The sequence below is a fragment of the Mycolicibacter sinensis genome (genome assembly GCF_001667375.1).
In the GTDB taxonomy this organism is placed as follows: domain Bacteria; phylum Actinomycetota; class Actinomycetes; order Mycobacteriales; family Mycobacteriaceae; genus Mycobacterium; species Mycobacterium sinense_A.
On record NZ_LZIN01000009.1, the window covers coordinates 1 to 19,303 of the forward strand.

17 protein-coding genes and 3 pseudogenes are annotated in these 19,303 nt (G+C 65.7%); 7 read left to right on the plus strand and 13 right to left on the minus strand.

All coding sequences use genetic code 11. The features are described from left to right. The first annotated feature begins 356 nt into the window (after positions 1-356). Positions 357-662 (plus strand): hypothetical protein, encoded by a 306-nt coding sequence (locus A5771_RS22385; RefSeq protein ID WP_109400987.1) that lies wholly within the window; start codon positions 357-359, stop codon positions 660-662. 21 nt (positions 663-683) lie between these two features. Beyond that, positions 684-1,586, plus strand: coding sequence for a hypothetical protein (locus tag A5771_RS01585; protein WP_064853452.1), 903 nt, complete (start codon positions 684-686; stop codon positions 1,584-1,586). A 179-nt stretch (positions 1,587-1,765) separates the two neighbouring features. Here the strand turns inward: A5771_RS01585 and istB are convergent, their stop codons facing one another. From istB to A5771_RS01630, 8 genes are all read right to left on the minus strand, one after another. Continuing rightward, a complete protein-coding gene (istB, locus tag A5771_RS01590) occupies positions 1,766-2,560 on the minus strand; it encodes an IS21-like element helper ATPase IstB (RefSeq protein ID WP_064853453.1) in 795 nt (264 codons plus the stop codon). Then, positions 2,557-4,062 (minus strand): IS21 family transposase, encoded by a 1,506-nt coding sequence (gene istA / locus A5771_RS01595; RefSeq protein ID WP_082946993.1) that lies wholly within the window; start codon positions 4,060-4,062, stop codon positions 2,557-2,559. The genes istB and istA overlap by 4 nt, the downstream gene beginning before the upstream one ends. 469 nt (positions 4,063-4,531) lie before the next feature. After that, positions 4,532-5,491 carry a TNT domain-containing protein gene (locus tag A5771_RS01605; RefSeq protein WP_082946994.1) on the minus strand — a complete coding sequence of 320 codons (960 nt, stop codon included), beginning with the start codon at positions 5,489-5,491 and terminating at the stop codon, positions 4,532-4,534. A 209-nt stretch (positions 5,492-5,700) separates the two neighbouring features. Next, on the minus strand, positions 5,701-6,348 hold the full coding sequence (locus A5771_RS01610; protein ID WP_064853457.1) for a maleylpyruvate isomerase family mycothiol-dependent enzyme: 648 nt from the start codon (positions 6,346-6,348) through the stop codon (positions 5,701-5,703). Further along, positions 6,335-7,309: an LLM class flavin-dependent oxidoreductase gene (locus A5771_RS01615; protein ID WP_082946995.1), complete on the minus strand. Its 975-nt coding sequence runs from the start codon at positions 7,307-7,309 to the stop codon at positions 6,335-6,337. The genes A5771_RS01610 and A5771_RS01615 overlap by 14 nt, the downstream gene beginning before the upstream one ends. A gap of 6 nt (positions 7,310-7,315) precedes the next feature. Continuing rightward, a complete protein-coding gene (locus A5771_RS01620; protein ID WP_064853458.1) occupies positions 7,316-8,254 on the minus strand; it encodes an NADP-dependent oxidoreductase in 939 nt (312 codons plus the stop codon). Between the two features lie 13 nt (positions 8,255-8,267). After that, positions 8,268-8,702, minus strand: a complete 435-nt coding sequence (locus A5771_RS01625; RefSeq protein ID WP_234782900.1) for a nuclear transport factor 2 family protein — start codon at positions 8,700-8,702, stop codon at positions 8,268-8,270. Further along, the gene (locus tag A5771_RS01630) at positions 8,692-10,911 is read right to left on the minus strand and encodes a molybdopterin-dependent oxidoreductase (protein WP_082946997.1); all 2,220 of its coding nucleotides are present in this window, start codon (positions 10,909-10,911) and stop codon (positions 8,692-8,694) included. Before A5771_RS01630 ends, A5771_RS01625 begins: the two co-directional genes overlap by 11 nt. A 57-nt stretch (positions 10,912-10,968) precedes the next feature. Here A5771_RS01630 and A5771_RS23705 point away from each other — a divergent pair. Then, a pseudogene (locus A5771_RS23705) lies at positions 10,969-11,112 on the plus strand (TetR family transcriptional regulator); the annotation flags it as partial. Continuing rightward, positions 11,113-11,586 carry a TetR/AcrR family transcriptional regulator gene (locus A5771_RS01635; RefSeq protein ID WP_234782902.1) on the plus strand — a complete coding sequence of 158 codons (474 nt, stop codon included), beginning with the start codon at positions 11,113-11,115 and terminating at the stop codon, positions 11,584-11,586. 28 nt (positions 11,587-11,614) lie between these two features. On the opposite strand, the gene A5771_RS24585 is transcribed toward A5771_RS01635, so the two are convergent. The 4 genes from A5771_RS24585 to A5771_RS01650 all read right to left on the minus strand — a co-directional run bounded on the left by A5771_RS24585 (position 11,615) and on the right by A5771_RS01650 (position 15,502). Then, complete coding sequence (locus A5771_RS24585; RefSeq protein WP_165606180.1) at positions 11,615-11,956, minus strand: hypothetical protein; 342 nt, start codon at positions 11,954-11,956, stop codon at positions 11,615-11,617. An 84-nt stretch (positions 11,957-12,040) separates the two neighbouring features. Next, entirely contained in the window at positions 12,041-12,721 is a 681-nt protein-coding gene (locus tag A5771_RS01640) for a DUF433 domain-containing protein (protein ID WP_064853461.1), read from the minus strand. Positions 12,722-12,860: 139 nt separating this feature from the next. Next, positions 12,861-13,889, minus strand: coding sequence for a CobW family GTP-binding protein (locus tag A5771_RS01645; RefSeq protein ID WP_064853462.1), 1,029 nt, complete (start codon positions 13,887-13,889; stop codon positions 12,861-12,863). Positions 13,890-13,933: 44 nt separating this feature from the next. Further along, entirely contained in the window at positions 13,934-15,502 is a 1,569-nt protein-coding gene (locus tag A5771_RS01650; RefSeq protein WP_207545371.1) for a serine hydrolase domain-containing protein, read from the minus strand. 74 nt (positions 15,503-15,576) lie between these two features. On the opposite strand from A5771_RS01650, the gene A5771_RS01655 reads away from it, so the two are divergent. From A5771_RS01655 to A5771_RS01665, 3 genes and pseudogenes are all read left to right on the plus strand, one after another. Further along, complete coding sequence (locus A5771_RS01655) at positions 15,577-16,500, plus strand: alpha/beta fold hydrolase (protein WP_064853463.1); 924 nt, start codon at positions 15,577-15,579, stop codon at positions 16,498-16,500. 142 nt (positions 16,501-16,642) lie between these two features. Further along, positions 16,643-17,770 carry a mechanosensitive ion channel family protein gene (locus A5771_RS01660; RefSeq protein ID WP_064853464.1) on the plus strand — a complete coding sequence of 376 codons (1,128 nt, stop codon included), beginning with the start codon at positions 16,643-16,645 and terminating at the stop codon, positions 17,768-17,770. A 72-nt stretch (positions 17,771-17,842) separates the two neighbouring features. Then, positions 17,843-18,769: pseudogene (locus A5771_RS01665) on the plus strand (HoxN/HupN/NixA family nickel/cobalt transporter); the annotation flags it as partial. A 66-nt stretch (positions 18,770-18,835) separates the two neighbouring features. On the opposite strand, the pseudogene A5771_RS23710 reads toward A5771_RS01665, so the two are convergent. Then, positions 18,836-19,303, minus strand: a pseudogene (locus A5771_RS23710) (PE-PPE domain-containing protein); the annotation flags it as partial.

Sequence of the window (19,303 nt, forward strand, 5' to 3'; positions counted from 1 at the left end):
CATCGATGACGACATCGGTGACCGAAGCCCCGGGAATCTGCAATAGGCGGTTAAATGCAGTACTGACGCGCACGCGGATCGTTCCTTGCGGTTGAGGTTGGTGTGGTAACCCCGAAACCTAGAGGCACACCGCGTGCGCGTCCCTCATTTCACCCAAGAAACGCCGAACCCGCTCCCCGCAACAGGAAACCGCCCTGAACAGCCGAAAGGCGCCCACGAAAACCCGTGGAGCGCCACACACGTTCGTACCAATACGGCGATGGTATCCAGCGACCTCTCGAATTGTCAGAGTGCGGCTTTAAACTACGGGCCTGTTTCGAGGTCGGGTTTCAGCGGAGATCCGGGGAGGGATAGTGATGGCAGCCCATGAGTTCCGGGATGACGACGAAAGCTATCTGAACTGGCTTGACGGCCATCCCGATGGCTACGTAATCAACACCCTGCGTAGTCACAACCCGACCACTGCGAAGGTGCATCGTGCCAGTTGCTGGACGATCAATGGCGTCCCAGCGCACGGTGGTACATGGACGAGCGGCGACTACGTGAAGGTGTGCGCCGATCAATTGGCCGACCTCGACCAATGGGCGCGCGACCGTGTCGGGGAGTCCATCCAACGTTGCGGGACCTGCCATCCGGCAGGTGCCGCTGCCCGGCCTGCTTAAGCGAAACGGACGCAGAGGGCGATGCCTGCCGCGATGCCCGAGGGGCGTTTCGTGATTGACGGGCCGAATCCGGATAACGCCGCAATCCGGGTCTGGACCGATGACTACATCCGCTTTGAGCGCCTGCCAGCCTGGCAAAAGCATGTCCGTGATCAGATCCGCAGTCGAAGCCGACAACTCGAACCCGAGGCAGGGCAGGTATTGCACGCGACGTTCTGCGGTGCGAAGCTCCCGAACGCCGATGTCGAAAACCTTGTGATCTACAACATTGACACGTTTCGCGTCGCTAGTAGCAACGGGATCCGCTTTGAATACGGCGACCTGGTGCCGCCGACTGATCAAGGCGACGAGCATCGGTTCTACTACCGATACGCGCTCGCGTCACGGGCGGACGCCCTCACACATTGGCAAAAGGGGCGAGCACTGGCCGCATTTGGCTGGACCGACCTGGGTGCGTTCAAGGCCGAGAAGCAGTTGGCTCAGGTGTGGTTGGCGCTGTGGCGCGGAGAGGCCCAGGCCTTCTTTCCGGTGATTGCGCCGAACAGTCCCTTCGGTGTCCGCATCGAAGTTCGGGTACCCCGTCATCGCCGGCCCCAGCCGGTGTGGGGCAGTTGGGTGAAAGGGATCGTCGACGGTGTGATCTGCGCCTTTGAGACCCACACCGACACGGCAGTCCTGCCTGAGGTCGCGGCACGACTCACGAAAATCCTTCCAGCACAACCTGAAGAGATCGAGGGGTATCTTCGCGACGACCACCGGGCAGTGCTCGGCGCAAGGCCGCGGCTCGTATCACCCTATCGGGCAGGGGTGAAGTGGGATCCCGACGACCACCTCTGTGTGGCTGGAGAGTTGTTGGCCGCTACGCCCGAATCAGCCGAAGAGGGGTGGGCGATCAAGGGCGAAATATTCGAACTCTCCCGATAGCGCAACACTTGTGAACGAATGTTCAGACAACGTCGACAGCCGCTGTCCCTAAGGTGTTTTCGCCCGTGATAGACGAAAGTCGAGGGACAACTCGATGAACCGACTACCCGCAGTTGTCAATGGCCAAGTTGAAGTCCCCGCTGGTGGCCAGGAAAAGTCCCCACCCCTTGCGGGCTAGTTCAGCGGCCACCTCCTTGTTTGTGGTGGGCGTGGCGCATGCGGTAGGACTCGCCGTCGGTGACGACGACGGTCGCGTGGTGCAGTAGCCGGTCGAGGATGCTGGCCGCGGTGGTGTGCTCAGGCAGGAAGCGTCCCCATTGCTCGAACGGCCAGTGGGAGGCCACCGCCAATGACCGGCGTTCGTAGCCGGCGGCCACGAGCCGGAACAGCAGCTGGGTGCCGGTGTCATCGAGCGGGGCGAAGCCGATCTCGTCCAAGATTACGAGGTCGGCGCGTAGCAGGGTGTCGATGATCTTGCCGACGGTGTTGTCAGCCAGGCCGCGGTAGAGCGTGTCGATCAGGTCGGCTGCGGTGAAGTAGCGGACCTTGTGGCCGGCGTCGATAGCAGCGTGACCGAGCCCGATCAGGACGTGGCTCTTGCCGGTGCCCGGCGGGCCGATAATCGCCAGATTGTGTTGGGCGCGTATCCATTCCAGGCTGGAGAGGTAATCCACGGTGGCCTGCGGAATGGAGGAGGAGGTCACTTCGAAGCCCTCGATAGTCTTGATGACCGGGAAGGCGGCGGCCTTGAGCCGGTTGGCGGCGTTGGAGGCGTCGCGGGCTGCGATCTCGGCCTCGACCAGGGTGCGCAGCACCTCCTCGGGAGTCCAGCGCTGGGTCTTGGCTGTCAGCAAGACCTCGGGGGCACTGCGTCGTACGGTGGCCAGTTTGAGCCGACGTAAGCCGGCATCGAGGTCGGCGGCCAGCGGTGGAGCTGCCTTGGGGGTAACGGTTTTAGCGCCGGTTGTGCTCATGGGCGGCTCCCGTCACGAGTGCCGCTGACCTTGTAGGCGTCTAGGGATCGGGTCGAGGAGACCGGCAGGTCAAGCACCAGGGCCTCCCCGGCGGGGCGGGGTTGGGGGGTGCCAGTGCCCGCGGCCAGGATGGAACGCACGTCGGCAGCCCGGAACCGTTTGAATGCCACCGCACGGCGCAGCGCCGCTACCAGCGCATGCTCGCCGTGGGCGGCGCCCAGGCCCAGCAGGATGTCCAACTCCGAGCCCAGCCGGGTGTAGCCGATCGCGGCAGCACCGACCAAGAATGCTTCAGCTTCCTCACCGAGAGCGCAGAACTGTTTCTCCGCAGTGGTTTTCGGGCGTGGCCCACGACTGGGTGCCGGACGTGGCCCGTCGTAGTGTTCATCAAGGATCGACGTTTCACCGGGTGCGAGCAGCTCATGCTCGGCCACGATCGCGCCCGTGGCCGATTCCACCACGATCAGGGCACCGTGGTCGATGACGATCCTGACGGCCGTCCCGATCAGCCGGGTGGGTACCGAGTAACGCGCCGAGCCGTAGCGGATGCAGGCCAACCGGTCGACCTTGCGGGTCACCGACGCGGCGCCGATCTCGGGTCGCAGGGAGGGCAACGGTGCCAGCACCTGCTGCTCGGTAGCCAGCCGCTCATCGGGCACGGCGGCGATCTCTGAGTGCACCGCGGCGTTGACTTCGGCGCACCACGCGACCGCGGCCGTATTGGCGGTCGCCAGGCTCACCGGCACCCCTGCGATCTGCGCCTCGGTGAGCAGTGGCACCACCAGGTCGCGCTGGGAATAGCCGCACAGATGCTCCACGATGCCCTTGGAGGCCGGATCGTTGCCGTGACACCAATCCGGGCGGAAACCGTAGTGGGTGGCGAACCGGACATAGTCCGCGGTCGGCACCACAACATTGGCGACCACCCCGCCTTTGAGGCAACCCATCCGGTCGGCAAGCACCTTGGCCGGCACCCCGCCGATCACGGCCAGCGCCTCGGCGATCATCGCCATCGTGGTGGCCGCCTTCTGATCGGCGGCGAACCGCACGAACCGCCACCGCGAAAACGCCAGCACCGCGCAGAACGCGAACAACCCCGGAGCGACCTCGGCCCAATCAATGACCAGATACTCACCCGCCGCCCACACCCCAGGACGCCGACCACGATGATGATCCTTGCGCCACAACGCTTTCTGCGCCGCAACCAGACGCCGGAAGTTACGCGCCGAACCCTCGTAACCGTCAGCACGGGCGATCGGCAACAACCGCTTCGCCGAGATCCGGCCCTTCGACTTCTCCACCCGCTGCGCAACCAGGTCGACCACCTGATCGAAATTGCGGGCACGCGGCACCCGCGCCGGCAGCTCGCCGCCGGCCTCGGCCCGCTCGACCACCCGCTTGACCGTCTTATGCGTCGTGCCACACAAATCGGCGGCACCCCGATACGTTCCGACTTCCCGATACGTCGAGACGATGTTCATATTCTCCCTCGCAGACTTCAATGGAACTCCCTGGGCGGTGAAGTGACAGTTGGCGCTATCACCGTCACCGCCCAGGCCACGAGCTCCCCGGATCAACACGACAAGCAAGGGAGTGGGGACATCTACCTGGCCATCAGCGGGGACCTACACCTGGCCACCACTGGAGACTTTTACATGGCCACGGACACGACATTTGGCGCTTCGTCGAGGTTTTCGCCCACCTGCCACTTGGCCCCGGACGCAGAGCCGGTTTTGCTATTTGTAATACGCGCCCCCGCTGGCCGTTGACAGAACACCGAGGTTCTCTGTTGGGCGGACGTCCTGGCGCAGGAACAGCAGTGGTGGCAGGGCCTGCTGTTCGTTGGGTTCCCGTGCTACGGACGGCGGCCTCACCGCCCGGGGCGGGCAATGAGCGCCGGCGTCATCCCCTTGCCATGTATCTCAACTCGTGTCATGCGAGTGGGGGTATACGGAGTCTTCATCCAGCAGCTCACCCGAGTTCGACGAACCACGCGGGTGGAATATCTTGGCTGAGGACCGTATGCAGTTCGTTGTAGCTGTACCCGAAAGCGGGTGCGAATCGCGTGGCATCCCACTCGTCCATCCACGCCAGGTACTCGCTCTTGGACCCCGCCGCCCGTATATACACCGCACCTGCGCGCGAGTCCTGCTGGTATCGAACGGATTCGATTCCGCAAGCCGGTTTGTCGCGGTACCAGCTCGTGCCGATGTTCGGTAGACCGCGCAAGGCTCTGGCTTCCTCTGCGATCAGGAACAGCAGGAACTTCTGGGCATCGTCGAGTAGGAGGAAGCCCCAGTTCTGGTGCCAGATATTGCGATCACGTTGCTGTACAACCCATTTGTCGTCGGTGTTGAGAAAAAACCCGAATTCAATACCGCCCAGACTGAAGGTGAGCATGCCATCGGTAACCAACGGCTGCTCCTCACCCCACAGTCTCTCGCTAGCTGTCAACAAAGGCCCAAAGTCCGCAGGCAGCCAAGGAAATCGTTTGGCGTCGAAAAACGGCTGCCTGCCCTCGATCGCGATAATCCGCCATTGAAACCACGCCCGGGCGACAGGGCGGTACGGCTCGGGGTAGGCACGAAGATCGACCATGGGAGCTGCGATGTGGTCCGGCGGTACGGGGAGCGGCGTAATCTCGGCATGTGTCGATCTAGCGAGCCCGGCGTCGATGAGCCGTAACAAGGGGCCGGTGTGGTTGTTCTGATCGAGCAGCCGATACGCAGTACCACCGCCAGGCTGGCCGAACCATGGAGCCACAACGAACGACTCGATCTGCCATCCGCGGGGAAGCCCGCCGCCACTGGCGAGCTCGAACCGAGAAAACTCTCTGATCACTAGATTAGGAGGAAGCGATCGCTGCGCATAGGGGGTGCCGTCGGCATAGAGCCACCCTCCCCGTTGGCTCCCGTTGAGCTCCACAATCACCGGCTCAGGCTAACCAACTTCCCTGCGATGCGCCGCACCAAATGCGCGGCGCGCGGGGCTCGATTATCGGGCGCTGCGAGTTACCTTCGTTCGCCAAGACCGGCCAGCCGGGGCGCCATGAAGTAAGCGCTGGCAGACCCTGCTCGGGCTGGGAATTCATCGCCCCGTGTCCGAGCATCTCGGCTACTGAGCTGCTGGCCACTCACCACTCACGCCCGAAAGATATTGACCGTTTCGGGAAGCCCAAGCACGCGCGGGTCGCGTCGCCCGGTAGCAGCGAGAAGGAATTCATGGGCGTCGATTCCGCTCTCCGTTGCGAATGTCGCCGCCGGTATCGCAAGCAGGCGAGCCAAGCACGAGTCGGCTGCAGCGACCGGGTCCTGGCTTAGGGTATCGACCACGAAATCCAGGCTGTCATAAAGTCCCTCGCCAAAGTCAGATGGCTGATCGATGGCGTCGCGGATGTCGTCGGCGTGCACGTACGCGTCCATCAGCAACGCATGTATCGCCTGGCCGACGGTGAAACGCGGCAAGGGGCTGGGCCGGGCCCAGATGTCGTCGTCGAAGGCGGCCACCAGCCCTGCTGCCGAATCTCCGATCTCGCGCATCTGGGCGGCGAGGTCGCTAGGCGGCTGGCCGCGCAGCGACGCCGCCTGTTCATCGGCGCTTCGCGTACCGCCTGCTCCGGTGACGGTGTCGATGGCCTGACCCACAACGTGGGCGGCGACGTCGCGCACCTGCCAACCGGCGCAGCGGGTGGCCCGGGTCCACATCGACATGTCAAGCGTGGCCAGCAAACCAGCGAAGCTCTGGTACTCGCGGAGCAAGCCGACCGTCGTGCGCTCACGGGTAAGCATGGGACGGCTTCTCCAAGCGTTCCTTCACATCTCGAAGTCGCCTCAGCTGCACCTGGAACGCGTCCTGTGTGAGCACCCCGATACGGCAGACCAAATGGCGCACTCCGGCATCGATGTAGCTCGCCAGCTTGGCCGCAACCGCCTCAGCGGACCCGGCGGCGAAGGCCTGCAGACTCTCGACGACCGCAAGTGGGAATCCATACGTTGCGGTGGTGAAGCGATCGAGTTCGGATCGACCGCCATCGGGCGATTCCGTCACCAGGACCGTCACAAAAAGGGCTGGGGTGACGGCGTTAGTCGGCCGCCCAGCCCGCACGGCCGCGGCGCGAACATCACCGAGACCCGCCGCGAAACCCGACGGCGTCGGTGGGTAGGGCAGCCACCCGTCATAGGCCGACCCCGCCCGAGCACGGGCGCGCGGCGTGTCCCCGGCAAGCCAGACCGGCGGCCCGCCCGGATTGAACGGCGTTATGCCAGAGGGTATGTCAGTCAGGGCAATCGTGTCGCCGTGAAACGAGTTCGGCCCTGCCCCGGCCCAGAGCTGCCGCCAGAGCGCAACAGTCTCATCGAGCCGCCGGGAGCGCCGTCGCCACGACACTTCCGACACCGCGTATTCGGTCTCCGATATCCCCGGAAAGCCGGCGCCGACGGCTACCACGAGTCGACCCTGCGCCAGTCGATCGATGGAAGCAAGCGCTTGCGCGGCTTGCACCGGTCTGCGCAACGCAGGAAGAAGCGCAGCGGTGCCAAGGGTGACCCGCTCAGCGACCGCAGCAGCGGCCGCAAGAAATGTCAGTGCTTCGATGCGTGGGCCGATCAATGAGTCGTTGGCCCAGAGCGAGTCGAAGCCGAGATCTTCGACGGTCCGCACCAGACCGACGACTTGGCCAAGCTCGGTACCCGGCCATTGGTCGGCGGCAAGCAGCGCCACGACCCCGACACGCAATTCACGAGAAGTCATGTTCGGTCACACCACGGTGAGAATGATCTTGCCGCTGGTGCGGCCCTGGCTGCTGATGGCCAGGGCACGCGCCGCGTCGGATAGCGGGAGCTGCTCGGAGATGTGCACCCGTAACTGTCCGCTTTCGACGAGGCGCGCGAGGCCCTGCAGGCCGGCAGCGTCGGGCTCGACCAGGTAGCCGTAGGCGTGAACCCCGAGCTCTTTGGCACGCTCGTAAAGCCCCGGCGTCCAGGCGGCTTGAGCGCTGACCAGGATTCCACCGGGACGAAGACATTCCAATGCCTCGATACCGGCATCGCCACCGAACATCTGGATCACCACGTCCACCTCACGGACCACCTCGTGGACCGGCGTAACGGTGTAATCCACCGCCTGGTCAACACCCAGCTCGCGAAGGAAGCCGTGTTTGGTGGCGCGGGCGGTGCCGATGACGTAGGCGCCGTGCGCTTTGGCGATCTGGACCGCCAAGTGCCCCACGCCCCCCGCGGCGCCGGATATCAGCACGTGCTGGCCGGGCGCCACGTGGGCGACGTCGACAAGCATCTGCCATGCGGTCAGCCCCGCGAGCGGTAGGGCGGCTGCTTCGGTGAAGTCCAACCCGGCGGGCATAGCCGCGAAGTGCCGTGACGGCCCGGTGACGAACTCGGCGTAACCGCCGGCTTGCCGCGGGAACCACGGCATTCCGAAAACCCGATCGCCGACCTGGAACCGGTTGACGCCGTAACCGGTCTCCTCGATGACCCCTGACACGTCCCAACCATGAATGAACGGCAGATTGAGCACTCGGTTGTATGCCCGGCCGTCACTTGTGTAGTGGTCCACCGGGTTAACACCTGCGGCGTGAACCCGGACTTTCACCTCGGTCGGAGCCGGCTGCGGTTCAGGGGCCTCCGCCAACCGTAGGGACGCGGGGCCGCCCCACTCATGTTGGATGATTGCGCGCACGAAAGCTGCCTCCTCAGTTATGGTTTGGCCGCCCGGGCGAGATCAACTTGGCGATGAAGGATCCTGGTGTCAAAGTAACCGCAGTCGCTGGCGAGCTGCCCGTCGCGGAAGGTGCCACGAACGCAACCGGCACATCGATGCGGCTGCCGGGATGAGTAGCCAGGCCAAGGAGATTGGCCCCCACCGTCCCGGTCATGCGCCCCCACACCACGGCCGTGTCGTCGCCGAATGCCGTCCCATCGAAGTGGCCCTGGTAATCGGGCACCGATTCGAAGAAGGCCGCGTAGAACTTGCGCAATTGCGCGCGGCCGGTGACCGGTTGACGAACACCGGAGTCTTGGTAGCTGCCATCGGGTGCGTAGGCGGCCACGATCGCGTCGACGTCGTGTCGGTTCTTCGCCTCGGCGTAGTTGCGCAGTGCGTCGCGCAGCACAGTCTCAGCGGTCATCGAGGTTTGCCTCCGTGACCTCGAAAGCTGCTGCAGCCGTGATCTGTACCGGTATGCCATTGAGGACCGCGGTGCCGGACAGCGGATCGAGTTCTATGCCATCCGCCAAAACGTTGCTGTTGACTCCCGGCTGTCGTGCCGCGATAGCGGCAGCGGTTCCTGGTTCGTCATGTCCCCAACCATGCGGCAGCGAGACCACGCCGGGGCGCACTGCGTCGGTCACCTCCACCGGAGCGTCGATGACGCCGGCGCGCGACGTCACCCGGGCGTGCGTGCCGAGCTGCAGACGTGCGACGTCGGTGGGGTGAATCTGCAACGTGCACCGGTCTGGTCCTTTGGCCAGCGTGGGCAGGTTGTGCATCCAGGAGTTGTTCGACCGCAGGTGACGCCGCCCGACCAACACCATGCTGTGTTTGCGGGGCCGCTGCAAGCTGGTGCGCAGCTGGGCAACATCGTCCACCAGCGGTGGCGGGGCGAGCTCGATCTTCCCCGACGGCGTGGTGAGTATCCCGGGCAGTTGTGGGCTCAGTGGGCCGAAATCCATGCCGTCGGGATATTCGCGCACCCGGGCGAGGGTCAGCGGTTGGCCGCCGTCGCGGTAGGGCCCGGCGCGCAACAGCAAGTCGAGCAGACGTTCGGGACCGCCGGGCTCGACAGTCGAATCGCCGCCTGCCTGCCCGTCGCCGCCCACGGCACGGTTCAGCGATTCGGCGACCATGTCGTCGATGGCATTCAGGTCGGCGGTGGCGCCTTGCCGTGCCAGGATTCCGATCAAGCGCAGCAGGATTTGCCAGTCGGCTAGCTCGCCGGGCTGCGCGGGAAGCACCGGCGCTGAGTAGGTGGCGGTGTTGCGGATCGCGAAGTGGCCGAAGAACAAGTCATAGTGGGGCTTGGTCAGCGGCGAGGGCGCCGGCAACAGTACGTGCGCGTGCTGGGTCGTTTCATTGCGGTACAGGTCCAGGCTGACCATGAGATCGAGCTGCTCGAATGCCGCCGCGAGGCGAGAGCTGTTCGGAGCTGAGCGCGCCGGATTTCCGGCGACGGTGATCAGCGCCTTCACCTGCCCGGTCCCCGGGGTGTCGATCTCCTCGGCGAGGCACGCCAGCGGCAGCTCGCCGAGGGTTTCGGGGGCGCCACGCACGCGGCTGCGCCATCGCCCGATCGCGGTGCCCGTCCGCCCGGCGGTCACCAGTCGCAGATCGGCCGCCGGGCGGGCGAACATGGCGCCGCCGGGCCGATCGAGGTTGCCGGTCAGCACATTGAGGACATCAATCAGCCAGCTCGCCACGGTGCCGAATCGTTGAGTGCAGGTGCCGGTGCGGCCGTAGACGGCAGCGGCCGGCGCGGCGGCGAGATCACGCGCGAGCCGGCGAATTTCCGCGGCCGGGACGTCGCAGCGCGGCGCAACAGTTTCCGGAGAAAACTCGCGCGTGACCTGCTCAACAGTCTCGACGCCGCGAACGTGCGGACCCAGCCGGCCCAGATCGATGCGACCCTCACTGAACAGCACCTGCACCAATGACGCCAGTAGTAGCGCATCGGTGCCCGGCCGGATCGGGTAGTGCTCGTCGGCTCCTTGGGCGGTTCGCGTGCGGTTGGGGTCGACCACGATCAACCGTCCCCCGCGGCGCCGCAGTGCGCCTAGCCGTGCCCGCATACCCGGAGCAGTGAGCAGGCTCCCGTTGGACACCATCGGGTTGGCGCCCAAGATCAACAGATAGGAGCAGCGGTCGATGTCGGGCAGCGGCACGGTGTACATCCCGCCGAACATGAGTTGGCAGGCAACGAATTTCGGCATCGCGTCGACGGTGTTCGCGGTGTATATGTTGCGTGAGCCGAGGGCCCGCATCGCGGCACTGGCGTACAGCGTCGTGGCGAAGTCGTGTGCCACGGGGTTGCCGAGGTACAAGGCCACGGCATCCGCGCCGTGCCGGTCGATGATCGCGGTGAGTCGTTCATCGATGACCGCGAACGCCTCCTCCCAGGACGTGGGCTCGAGCCGCCCGTCGGCGCCGCGGAGATGCGGTGTGCGTACACGGTCGGGATCGACATGAAGTTCCTTGAGCCCGAAGGCTTTCGGGCACACATGTCCGCGACTCAGAACATGGTCGCGATTGCCGCGAATGGAGACGACCTCACCGACATCCACGCTGCTCTCCAAACCGCAACCGGCCTCACAGAGCGAACAGACATGCCGTCGAACTTCCATACCGTCAGTATAAACATACCGTCGGTATGTACCGCAAGTATGTACCGCAAGTACGTTATGCTGACGACCGTGACCGGCCCGCGTACCCAGGCAGAACGCACGCGCGTCACCATCGAGCAGATCGTCTCGGTGGCGCGCCGCGCATTCGCCGACGACGGCTTCGACGCCACCTCCGTCGATGGCATCGTCGAGCGTGCCGGCATGACCAAAGGCGCCCTCTACCACCACTTCGCGGGCAAACGCGCGTTGTTCGCCGCCGTTTATGAAGCCGAGCAGCATGCGATCGGCCAGGCTGTCCTGCGCGCTGCCCGAGGCGGCGACAGCAGCTGGCAGAATTTCCTGGCCGGCTGCCGCGCTTTCTTCGACGCTGTGCTGGATCCGGGCGTGCAGCGCATCACGCTGATCGACGCGCCCGCTGTCCTCGGCTGGGAGATGATGCGCAAGCTCGAGGACGAGCATGTCACGTCGCTGCTGCGGCAGGGTCTTTCTCAAGCGATCGCTGACGGCCACCTCGAACGCCAGCGCGTGGAGCCCCTGGCGCACCTCGTACATGGCGCGATGTGCGAAGCCGCGATGACAGTTGCCCGCTCACCGGACCCCAAACGCGCGAGCAGAGATTCGCTGGCGGCCCTGGAAAGCCTGCTCAACGGTATCGCTGTCCGCCGCAAGCCCTGAGGGCCGTCTGATGGGGCCGACCGCGGGTTTATCCCCCGGGGTTGGGTCGCAGATTCAGTGGCCGCACGCCTGACCGGCTCATCGCCACGGCCCAGGGTCCAGGACCGCGTTTGACGATCTGCCGCTTCAAGCGCTCCTCGTGTTGAAGGAAAATCTCCATCTGTTGCTCTGGACCAAGATCCTGTTTCGCCCCAATCCACACGGAGCGGACACCGTGCTCATGGTAGGCGCGCAGTTCAGCAGGTCGTGACCTAATGCGCCGGTCTCGGCTGAGCGCAATGAGCCCGAGGGCGCCGACGACCGGACGCCAGTCCTGGTCGTCGGTACCGCACGGGACCTCGGGCAGGTCCTCGTGTCCGATAGCGGACATCCTCGCGCCCGGAGCGTCGTAAGAGCTTGCCCAGTCCGAGGGTGTTCTCGTCAGTGAAGTACACCGGCGTAACCCTCTGGGCCATCAGGCAGTGCGCCCGCTACCTGCGATCAGTTCGAAGCGGATGGCCTCATCGACCTGCTGGGGGTCAAGGTCGTAAAGATCCGCGAGGGCCTCGCAACTGGTGCCGGCGCGGTAGTCCTCAGCGAGGGATTCAGTCTTCACGCCGCGGATCGCAGGCTGGCCGAATGCTCTGCGCGGGTCCATCACAACGTCCGGGGTGCGGACATCCGGTTTCATGTGAGCCACCACGTCATCGGCGTATTCGACCGCCGATTGGAATTGCTCGGCGGGGACAGCCAGCACAAGCTGCCCATTGCGAATTACCACAAGCTGGAGCGAGCGCTCAAGGCCGACTCGGTCCTGCACGATCCGGACCAGTTCGCGTCCTTCGACATCGAGAAACGGGCGTGCATGAGCCAGCGGGTAGCGCCCGAATTCACTGCGAAGCGCCACGATGGCCGGACGGAGCCGTTGGACGGGGACGCCTCGGCTGCGATACTCGGCCAGCAGCCGAGACTCAACCATTTCGCCCCAGGTCACGGAATCGGAACCAGTCGGCTCTTCTCGGAGCACGGGGTCGTAGAACTTCGCTCCGCGGGTGTAGCCCTCCAGCCAACGCTTCGCGGTGCCTGCGTGCAGGCCAACAAGGCGGTCCACGTCTGAGTAGGAGTAGATCGCCCGGTCAAGCAATGAGGGGGCCATGCCGTCGATATTGGTACGTGCCCGGCAGCGGAGCTAATCAGTTTGCGCTAGATCCGGTTGCCGGAAACTGGGAGACCGTCAGTTCAGGCGCGGGTGCCGGCGTGAAAGCGAAAAAGCGCGACTGCTTGGAGGGCAAGGCCTAAATGCTGTAGCGCCTCAGCCGCTGCAGCCGCCGCATCCCGGCGGCGGCCACCTTCTCGCCGGCGGGACGCAGAGCCTCCTCGAGCCGTGCCCGAACGTCCTCGGCGTCGAGGTGCGTGCCGATCGCAACGAGGTGGCTGGCCCCCGCGCCCGCAGGGGCGGTCATCACGTGGACAGACGTCCCGACGACGTTAAAGAGGTAGTGGCGCTTGCCGATCGCGACCGTACCCTTCATCCGATAGACGCCCTGCGGCGGCTGCTCGAGCAGGTCGATGAGCGGTCCCGGGTCGACGGCGCCGTCGCCGACGACGGTCACCGATGTCGCGTGCACGTGGTCGTGGTGCTCATCGTGGGCGCCGGGGGCCTCGTCGAGGAGCAGCTCCCGAAACGACATCTGCCCGGACTCACCGCCGTCGTTGACATCGTAGAGCAACCGGGGATCCACCCGTCCCGCCACCGCGCCGACCACGTGCGCGTCGGGATTCAGTTCCCGCACACGGGCTTCGACCCGACGCAGCGTCTCGGCACGGGCGTCCTCAGCGATCCGATCCAACTTGTTGACCACGACCAGGGATGCCACGCCGTAGCGTGGCGGCGGCGCGGTCCCGGTGTCGACGGTGTCGAAGTGCTCGGCTGCGTCGATGACGTCGACGACACCGCCGTGGCGTATCCGCTCCACCCCGCTGAACCGAATGACTCGTGATACCGCCGCCGGCTCAGCAACCCCGCTCGCCTCGATGATGATCGCGTCGAGCGCGAGCTTCGGGTCGACCAGCTTCTCCAGCGCCTGGTCCAGCGCGCCGTCATCGGGCAGATGACAGATGCACCCGCCGGCGATGGACACCGGTTCGTCGATCTGGCCCGTGACCAGGCCGGCGTCGACGTTCAGTTCACCGAAGTCGTTGATAACGACGCCGATTCGCGCTCCCGGCGCGCGGAGCACATGGTTGAGCAGCGTGGTCTTGCCCGCCCCGAGGTAACCCGTGAGGGCGATGACGGGGATAGCGGGCGTGTTGCGATCGGCCACCCGGCCATTATCGGCAGTGCCCACACGGGGTCGGAGCCGGCCCTTCAGTTGCCGTACAGATGCAGCGCCCGGCCGGTCACGGTGGCCACCTCGCCGCTGAGCCCCGCGATGGGCGGACCGCCGCGCTGATGGATCACGTTCGCGAGCACGACCACGTACGTGTCCGACCCCGGGTCGATCCACAGGGTCACTCCGGTGAAACCGGTGTGCCCGAAGCTGCCGATCGGAAAGCTCATGCCGCGCGGCCGGGAGTGGGGCGTATCGATATCCCAGCCGAAACCGCGGAGATCCTGCCCGCTGACCGCCGGATAGTGCGCAGCGAGCAGGGGATCGGCCCTATTGGGTGACGTTGCATTCGCCTGTTGCGCAGCGGCGTTCGCGGCCGCCAGCTGTGCTGCTTCGTGCCCGGGCTGCTGGGGTGTCGTCATCAATTCCAGGGTCGATCGCCGCAGCGGAAACGGACTCGGGCGCCCGGCGAGCCGATCGAGTAGGGCCTGGGCGTACCTGCCGATGTCACCGGCGGTCGAGAACACTCCGGCGCTGCCGGCCACCCCTCCCATGCGGCGGGCCGTCGGGTCATTCACCGTGCCGCGCAGCAGCTGATCGTAGTCGGGGTTGATCCCCGGGGTGTCTTCGTCATGCGCCGTCGGCGCGATGCGGGCCAACAGGTCGGTACTCCAGCCACCTGCCGAGCACTGGCCGTCCTGGGATGCGCTCGCATCGAAAGCGATAGCCGTACCGCGGACCTGGTGCGGGCCACAGACTTTGGCGGCGGGCAAATAGCGGGTCTCGGTCATGCCCAGCGGCGCAAAGACGTTGTCTTGCACGTAAGTGTCCAACGGTTGGCCGGTCATCGTCTCGACCAGTGCGCCCAGGATGATGAAACCGATGTCCGAGTAGTGGAAGATCTCGCCGGGGCCGAACTCCAGCGGCGCGGTCAGTGCCCGATGAACACCACCGGCCTTGTCGGGCTCGGTCAGGCCCCATGGGCCCTGGTGGCTCAAATCGCCGCCGATGCCCGAGGTGTGGGTGAGCAGCATCCGTAACGTCACCTGGGCGCGCCGGGGGTCGTTGCCCTCGTTGAACTCCGGCAGGTAGGTCTGGACGGGATCGTCAATCCGGACCCGGCCCTGTTCATACAGTTGCAGGATCGCGACGGCCGGCGCGAGGCACTTCGTCAACGACGCGATGTCGAAGATCGTGTCCTCGGTCATCGGCTCGGCGGGGGCGGGCGATCCGTCGAGCCCCGGTTCGTCCGCGAGCTTGCGAGCGCCGAATGCCTGGCTGAAGGCGATCGTGCCGGCGTGCCCGATCCGGACCACCGCACCCGGCAGCCGGGGTACCGCAATCGCATCGTTCATCAGCGCAGAGACCGGCGCGACGAGCTCCTTGCGAGGTGCGTAGGGGGCGTCGAAACGAGGTATGGCCGGCACCGTGGTCAACGGAGTGCTGGGGAGCAGCGGATGCTCCGGGTGGCCGCAGGACGGGGCCGCGCCAAGTGCGAGCGCGATGCTTCCCACGGCGCAAGCCCGGGTGATGCGCGATCTCGACACGGTCACCGTATCGACGGTAGTCACGGGGAGCGCGGCCTGGAGGATGGCTCTAAACCGCATCATCTCGCTACCCTCGATATGTGCCGGACGTAACGAACCCGCCGCCCGCTCGACGTCTGCGCCGGGAACCAGAAATGAAACCCAGTGCTTCGGATGGCGCCAGCCCCATCGTTCTCGATGTGGAGGGCTCCGGTGTCCAACCGCCGGTCACTTCTCGGGTGCGTCGGGCGTTCTGGCTACTGGAGCGACTCGCGCCCGCCATCGGGTCGCGGTGGGCGGTCGAACTGTGGTGCACCCCGCCGGTCATGGATTCCAGCCTGCGTATGCCGCCCGGCGTCCCGCCCGGCCAGCCGCTGGAAGCGCACTGGAACGGACACCGGATCGTGGGCGAGTCCTGGGGCGAGGGGCCGCCGGTCTATCTGGTGCACGGCTGGGGCGGGCGTCGCCCACACCTCGGCATGTTCATCAAACCTCTGGTCGAATCCGGGCATCGGGTCATCGCGTTCGACCTGCCCAGCCATAACGAGTCCGAGCGGGGCGTACTCGCACCCGGTCGCACCACCGCCATCGAGTGCGCCGAAGCGGTTGCAGCCATGATCCGCACACACGGGCCGGCCCGCGCGGTTGTCGCCCACTCCCTGGGGGCCAACGCGACCGCGTTCGCGGCGTCGTGGGGCAGCACGGTCGGACGGTTGGTGTTCCTCGCGCCGATGGGCGAGTTCCCGATTTACCTGGACCTGTTCGCCGCGCGCCACAACTTCGGCCGACGGATACGCGCCGGCCTGCAACGACGTCTTGAACGCCGTATCGGAATGACGTTAGAGGACACCAACATGGTCCGGATTGCCGAGCGCACCGACTATCCGCCGCTGCTGCTCATCCACGACCCCGATGACCCCGACACTCCCTATGCGACGAGCGAAAAGGTCGTGGCCTCATGGCCGGGCGCACGCTTGATGACGACGGCAGGACTCGGCCGGCTGGCGCATTTCCGAATCTTGCGGCACCGCCCCGCGATTCGCGCGGGCGTCGAATTCATCGGACCCGCAACGGTTTAAAAACGCCCTACGAGGGAGTGCCCTGCGGGCATCTTCACCGACGGCCGGTCAGCCCCACCGATCGCGCAGCAGCGGCGTCCCGACGGCGATCTCCCCTAGACTCGCGGGCGATCCCAATCCGACCGAAAGAGGTGATATGGCTATGCCAGAAGAACTCGATCGAGGTTCCGCAATCCACCTTGCCGTCACCACGGCGTGGCTGGCGGGCGCGGCAGCCGGCGCCTGGCTGCTGGGTTGGGCGCTGTATTGGCTGCTGCAGCGCGTCAGCCGGCGTAGCGGACTGGTCAACGACTTCGCGGCTTTGACCCGAATGCCGGTTCGGGTGATCCTGATGGTGATTGCCGCGCGCATCGCGGTCAGTGCAACCGTCCCCGCATCGACGCCGGGCCGTGGCGGAGTCGATCAACTGTTCCACATCCTGATGATCGCCGCCGTGACGTGGTTGTTTGCCGCTTTGACGCTGCTGGCAGAGCGACGCGCCATCGCCCGCTTCGCGGGCGGCGAGTTGCAGGTAAGCGATGCTGACCGGTTCCAGCGGCGGGTCAAAACGCAGATCACCACGCTGCGGCGGCTCGCGATCGCCGTCGTCGTCGTCCTCGGCGCGGCGGCGGCGCTGATGACCTTTCCGTCCTTCACCCAGATCGGCACGACGATGTTCGCGTCGGCCGGGATTCTCTCGGTGGTCGCGGGCCTGGCAGCACAAACCTCGCTGGGCTCGGTCTTCGCCGGCATGCAGATCTCGTTTTCCGACGCCGTCCGGGTCGGCGACGTCGTCGTGCTCGAAGGCGAGTGGGGACGCATCGAAGAGATCACCCTGACGTATGTCGTGGTCCAAATCTGGGATCAGCGACGACTGATCCTTCCGACCACCTACTTCACCAAGACTCCGTTCGAGAACTGGACCCGCCGAGCGACCGAGTTGCTCGGCACCGTGCAACTCGACGTGGACTTCGCTGCACCGGTTGATGCGATGCGCGTCGAGCTGGACCGCCTGCTCTCAGCGAGCGACCTGTGGGACGGTCGATCCAGCGGGCTGGTGGTCACCGACGCCGTCGACGGCTACCTTCGGGTGCGGATCACGGTGAGCGCGGCCGATTCCGGTGCGCTGTTCGACCTCAGATGCATTGTTCGTGAGGGCATGGTCGACTGGCTGCAGCGCGCGCACCCCGCGGCTTTGCCGCGCTGGCGCGTCGAGCAACCATCCGCAAGCGTTTTCGCCGGCGATCCCGATCGGGTCAGCGACACGAAAACCCCCGCCTACGCGCATTAGCCGGCCATCGTGCCGATCTTCGATCACCGCGACCGTGTCGGCGTCGCCGTGCTGGCCGGCGTGGTCGCGGCCATGCACCTGGTCGGATTCGGCACCCTGGTCCTGATCGCACCACGCGGCTACTACGCGGGCGCCGAGGCCTTCGGGCTCGGGCTGGGCGTGACCGCCTACCTGCTCGGGCTGCGGCACGGGTTCGACGCCGACCACATCGCGGCAATCGACAACACCACCCGCAAACTGATCAGCGACGGACAGAAGCCCAAAACCGTCGGTTTCTGGTTCGCGATGGGCCACTCCAGTCTGGTGCTGTTGATGGCCGTCTTGGTTATCGCGGGCGCTCGCGTTGCGGGGACGCTGGCCGACGACACCTCACCGACCCGACGCGTGCTGGGCATCGCCGGCATCACGGCTTCGGGGCTGTTTCTCTACCTGATCGCGATCATGAACATCGTCGCGATGGTGGGCATATTCCGCGCGTTCACCCGATTGCGACGCGGCTCGTACTCCGAGGACGACCTCGAGGCGGCGTTGGGCGACAGGGGCTTGCTGGCTCGGCTGCTGCGCCCGATCATGCACCGGATCAGCCGTCCATGGCAGATGTTCCCGGTCGGCCTGTTGTTCGGGATCGGCTTCGACACCGCCACCGAGGTCGCGATCCTGGTGCTGGCCGGCAGCGGCGCCGCGGCCGGTCTGCCGTGGTACGCGGTCCTGGTGCTGCCCTTGCTGTTCGCGGCCGGGATGGCGTTGACCGACACCGCCAACGGGCTGCTGATGACCGCCGCCTACGACTGGGCCTTCATGCAGCCCGCCCGCAAGATCTATTACAACTTCACCGTCACCGGCCTGTCGGTCGCGGTGGCACTGCTGATCGGCACGATCGAGCTGGTGACGGTCCTGCACGACGACCTGCATTGGGAGGGTCCGGTGAGCACTTGGATCAGCGAAATCAGCCTCAATAACGCCGGGCTGGCGATCGTCGCGATGTTCGCCGTCACCTGGCTGGGCGCGATCGGCTACTGGAAGGCGGGAAAGCTGGAAACGCGATGGGCGACGAGTTCCCCGACGCTAGGCCTCCGCCGGGAACCAGAAGTCGAGGGTGTCTTCGACGCCGCTCCAGTCGATGCCCATCCAGTCGCCGAAGAAGTCCTTGATGTCGCCGAAGGCGCTGTAGAAGAACGCCACAACTGAGTAGAACAAGCCTTCCCACCAACCGCTGTCGACCAGCCCGTGGCTCCACGCATTGATCCAGGCGCCGAACTGGTCGAAGTCACCGGAGATGTCGATGTCGGTGATCGCGCCGTCGGTGGTGGCCAGGTGGTTGGCCACCTGATCGGGCGTGAGCCCCAGGTACATGACGTGCTCGTAGAACAGGCCGAGCATCGAGTTGGAACTGGCGTCGGCGACGGGATCACCCGGGAAGGTGTAGATGGTCGCCGGGAACGCTTCGTTGGGGGTCAGGTTGCCGTTGAGTATCGGCATGTCGAAGAGCCGGTCCCAGAGCGTGTCGCTGGTGTTGCCCGGCCAGCTGCCGTT

What these genes read in the sequence shown, in the direction of transcription:
- istB (WP_064853453.1), bottom strand. Translation starts at nt 2,560, where the DNA reads ATGAGCACAACCGGCGCTAAAACCGTTACCCCCAAGGCAGCTCCACCG.
- A5771_RS01655 (WP_064853463.1), top strand. Translation starts at nt 15,577, where the DNA reads ATGAAACCCAGTGCTTCGGATGGCGCCAGCCCCATCGTTCTCGATGTG.
- A5771_RS22385 (WP_109400987.1), top strand. Translation starts at nt 357, where the DNA reads ATGGCAGCCCATGAGTTCCGGGATGACGACGAAAGCTATCTGAACTGG.
- A5771_RS01585 (WP_064853452.1), top strand. Translation starts at nt 684, where the DNA reads ATGCCTGCCGCGATGCCCGAGGGGCGTTTCGTGATTGACGGGCCGAAT.
- A5771_RS01630 (WP_082946997.1), bottom strand. Translation starts at nt 10,911, where the DNA reads ATGGAAGTTCGACGGCATGTCTGTTCGCTCTGTGAGGCCGGTTGCGGT.
- A5771_RS01625 (WP_234782900.1), bottom strand. Translation starts at nt 8,702, where the DNA reads ATGACCGCTGAGACTGTGCTGCGCGACGCACTGCGCAACTACGCCGAG.
- A5771_RS01650 (WP_207545371.1), bottom strand. Translation starts at nt 15,502, where the DNA reads ATGCGGTTTAGAGCCATCCTCCAGGCCGCGCTCCCCGTGACTACCGTC.
- A5771_RS01615 (WP_082946995.1), bottom strand. Translation starts at nt 7,309, where the DNA reads ATGACTTCTCGTGAATTGCGTGTCGGGGTCGTGGCGCTGCTTGCCGCC.
- A5771_RS01660 (WP_064853464.1), top strand. Translation starts at nt 16,643, where the DNA reads ATGCCAGAAGAACTCGATCGAGGTTCCGCAATCCACCTTGCCGTCACC.
- A5771_RS01635 (WP_234782902.1), top strand. Translation starts at nt 11,113, where the DNA reads ATGACCAAAGGCGCCCTCTACCACCACTTCGCGGGCAAACGCGCGTTG.
- A5771_RS01640 (WP_064853461.1), bottom strand. Translation starts at nt 12,721, where the DNA reads ATGGCCCCCTCATTGCTTGACCGGGCGATCTACTCCTACTCAGACGTG.
- A5771_RS01610 (WP_064853457.1), bottom strand. Translation starts at nt 6,348, where the DNA reads ATGCTTACCCGTGAGCGCACGACGGTCGGCTTGCTCCGCGAGTACCAG.
- A5771_RS24585 (WP_165606180.1), bottom strand. Translation starts at nt 11,956, where the DNA reads ATGTCCGCTATCGGACACGAGGACCTGCCCGAGGTCCCGTGCGGTACC.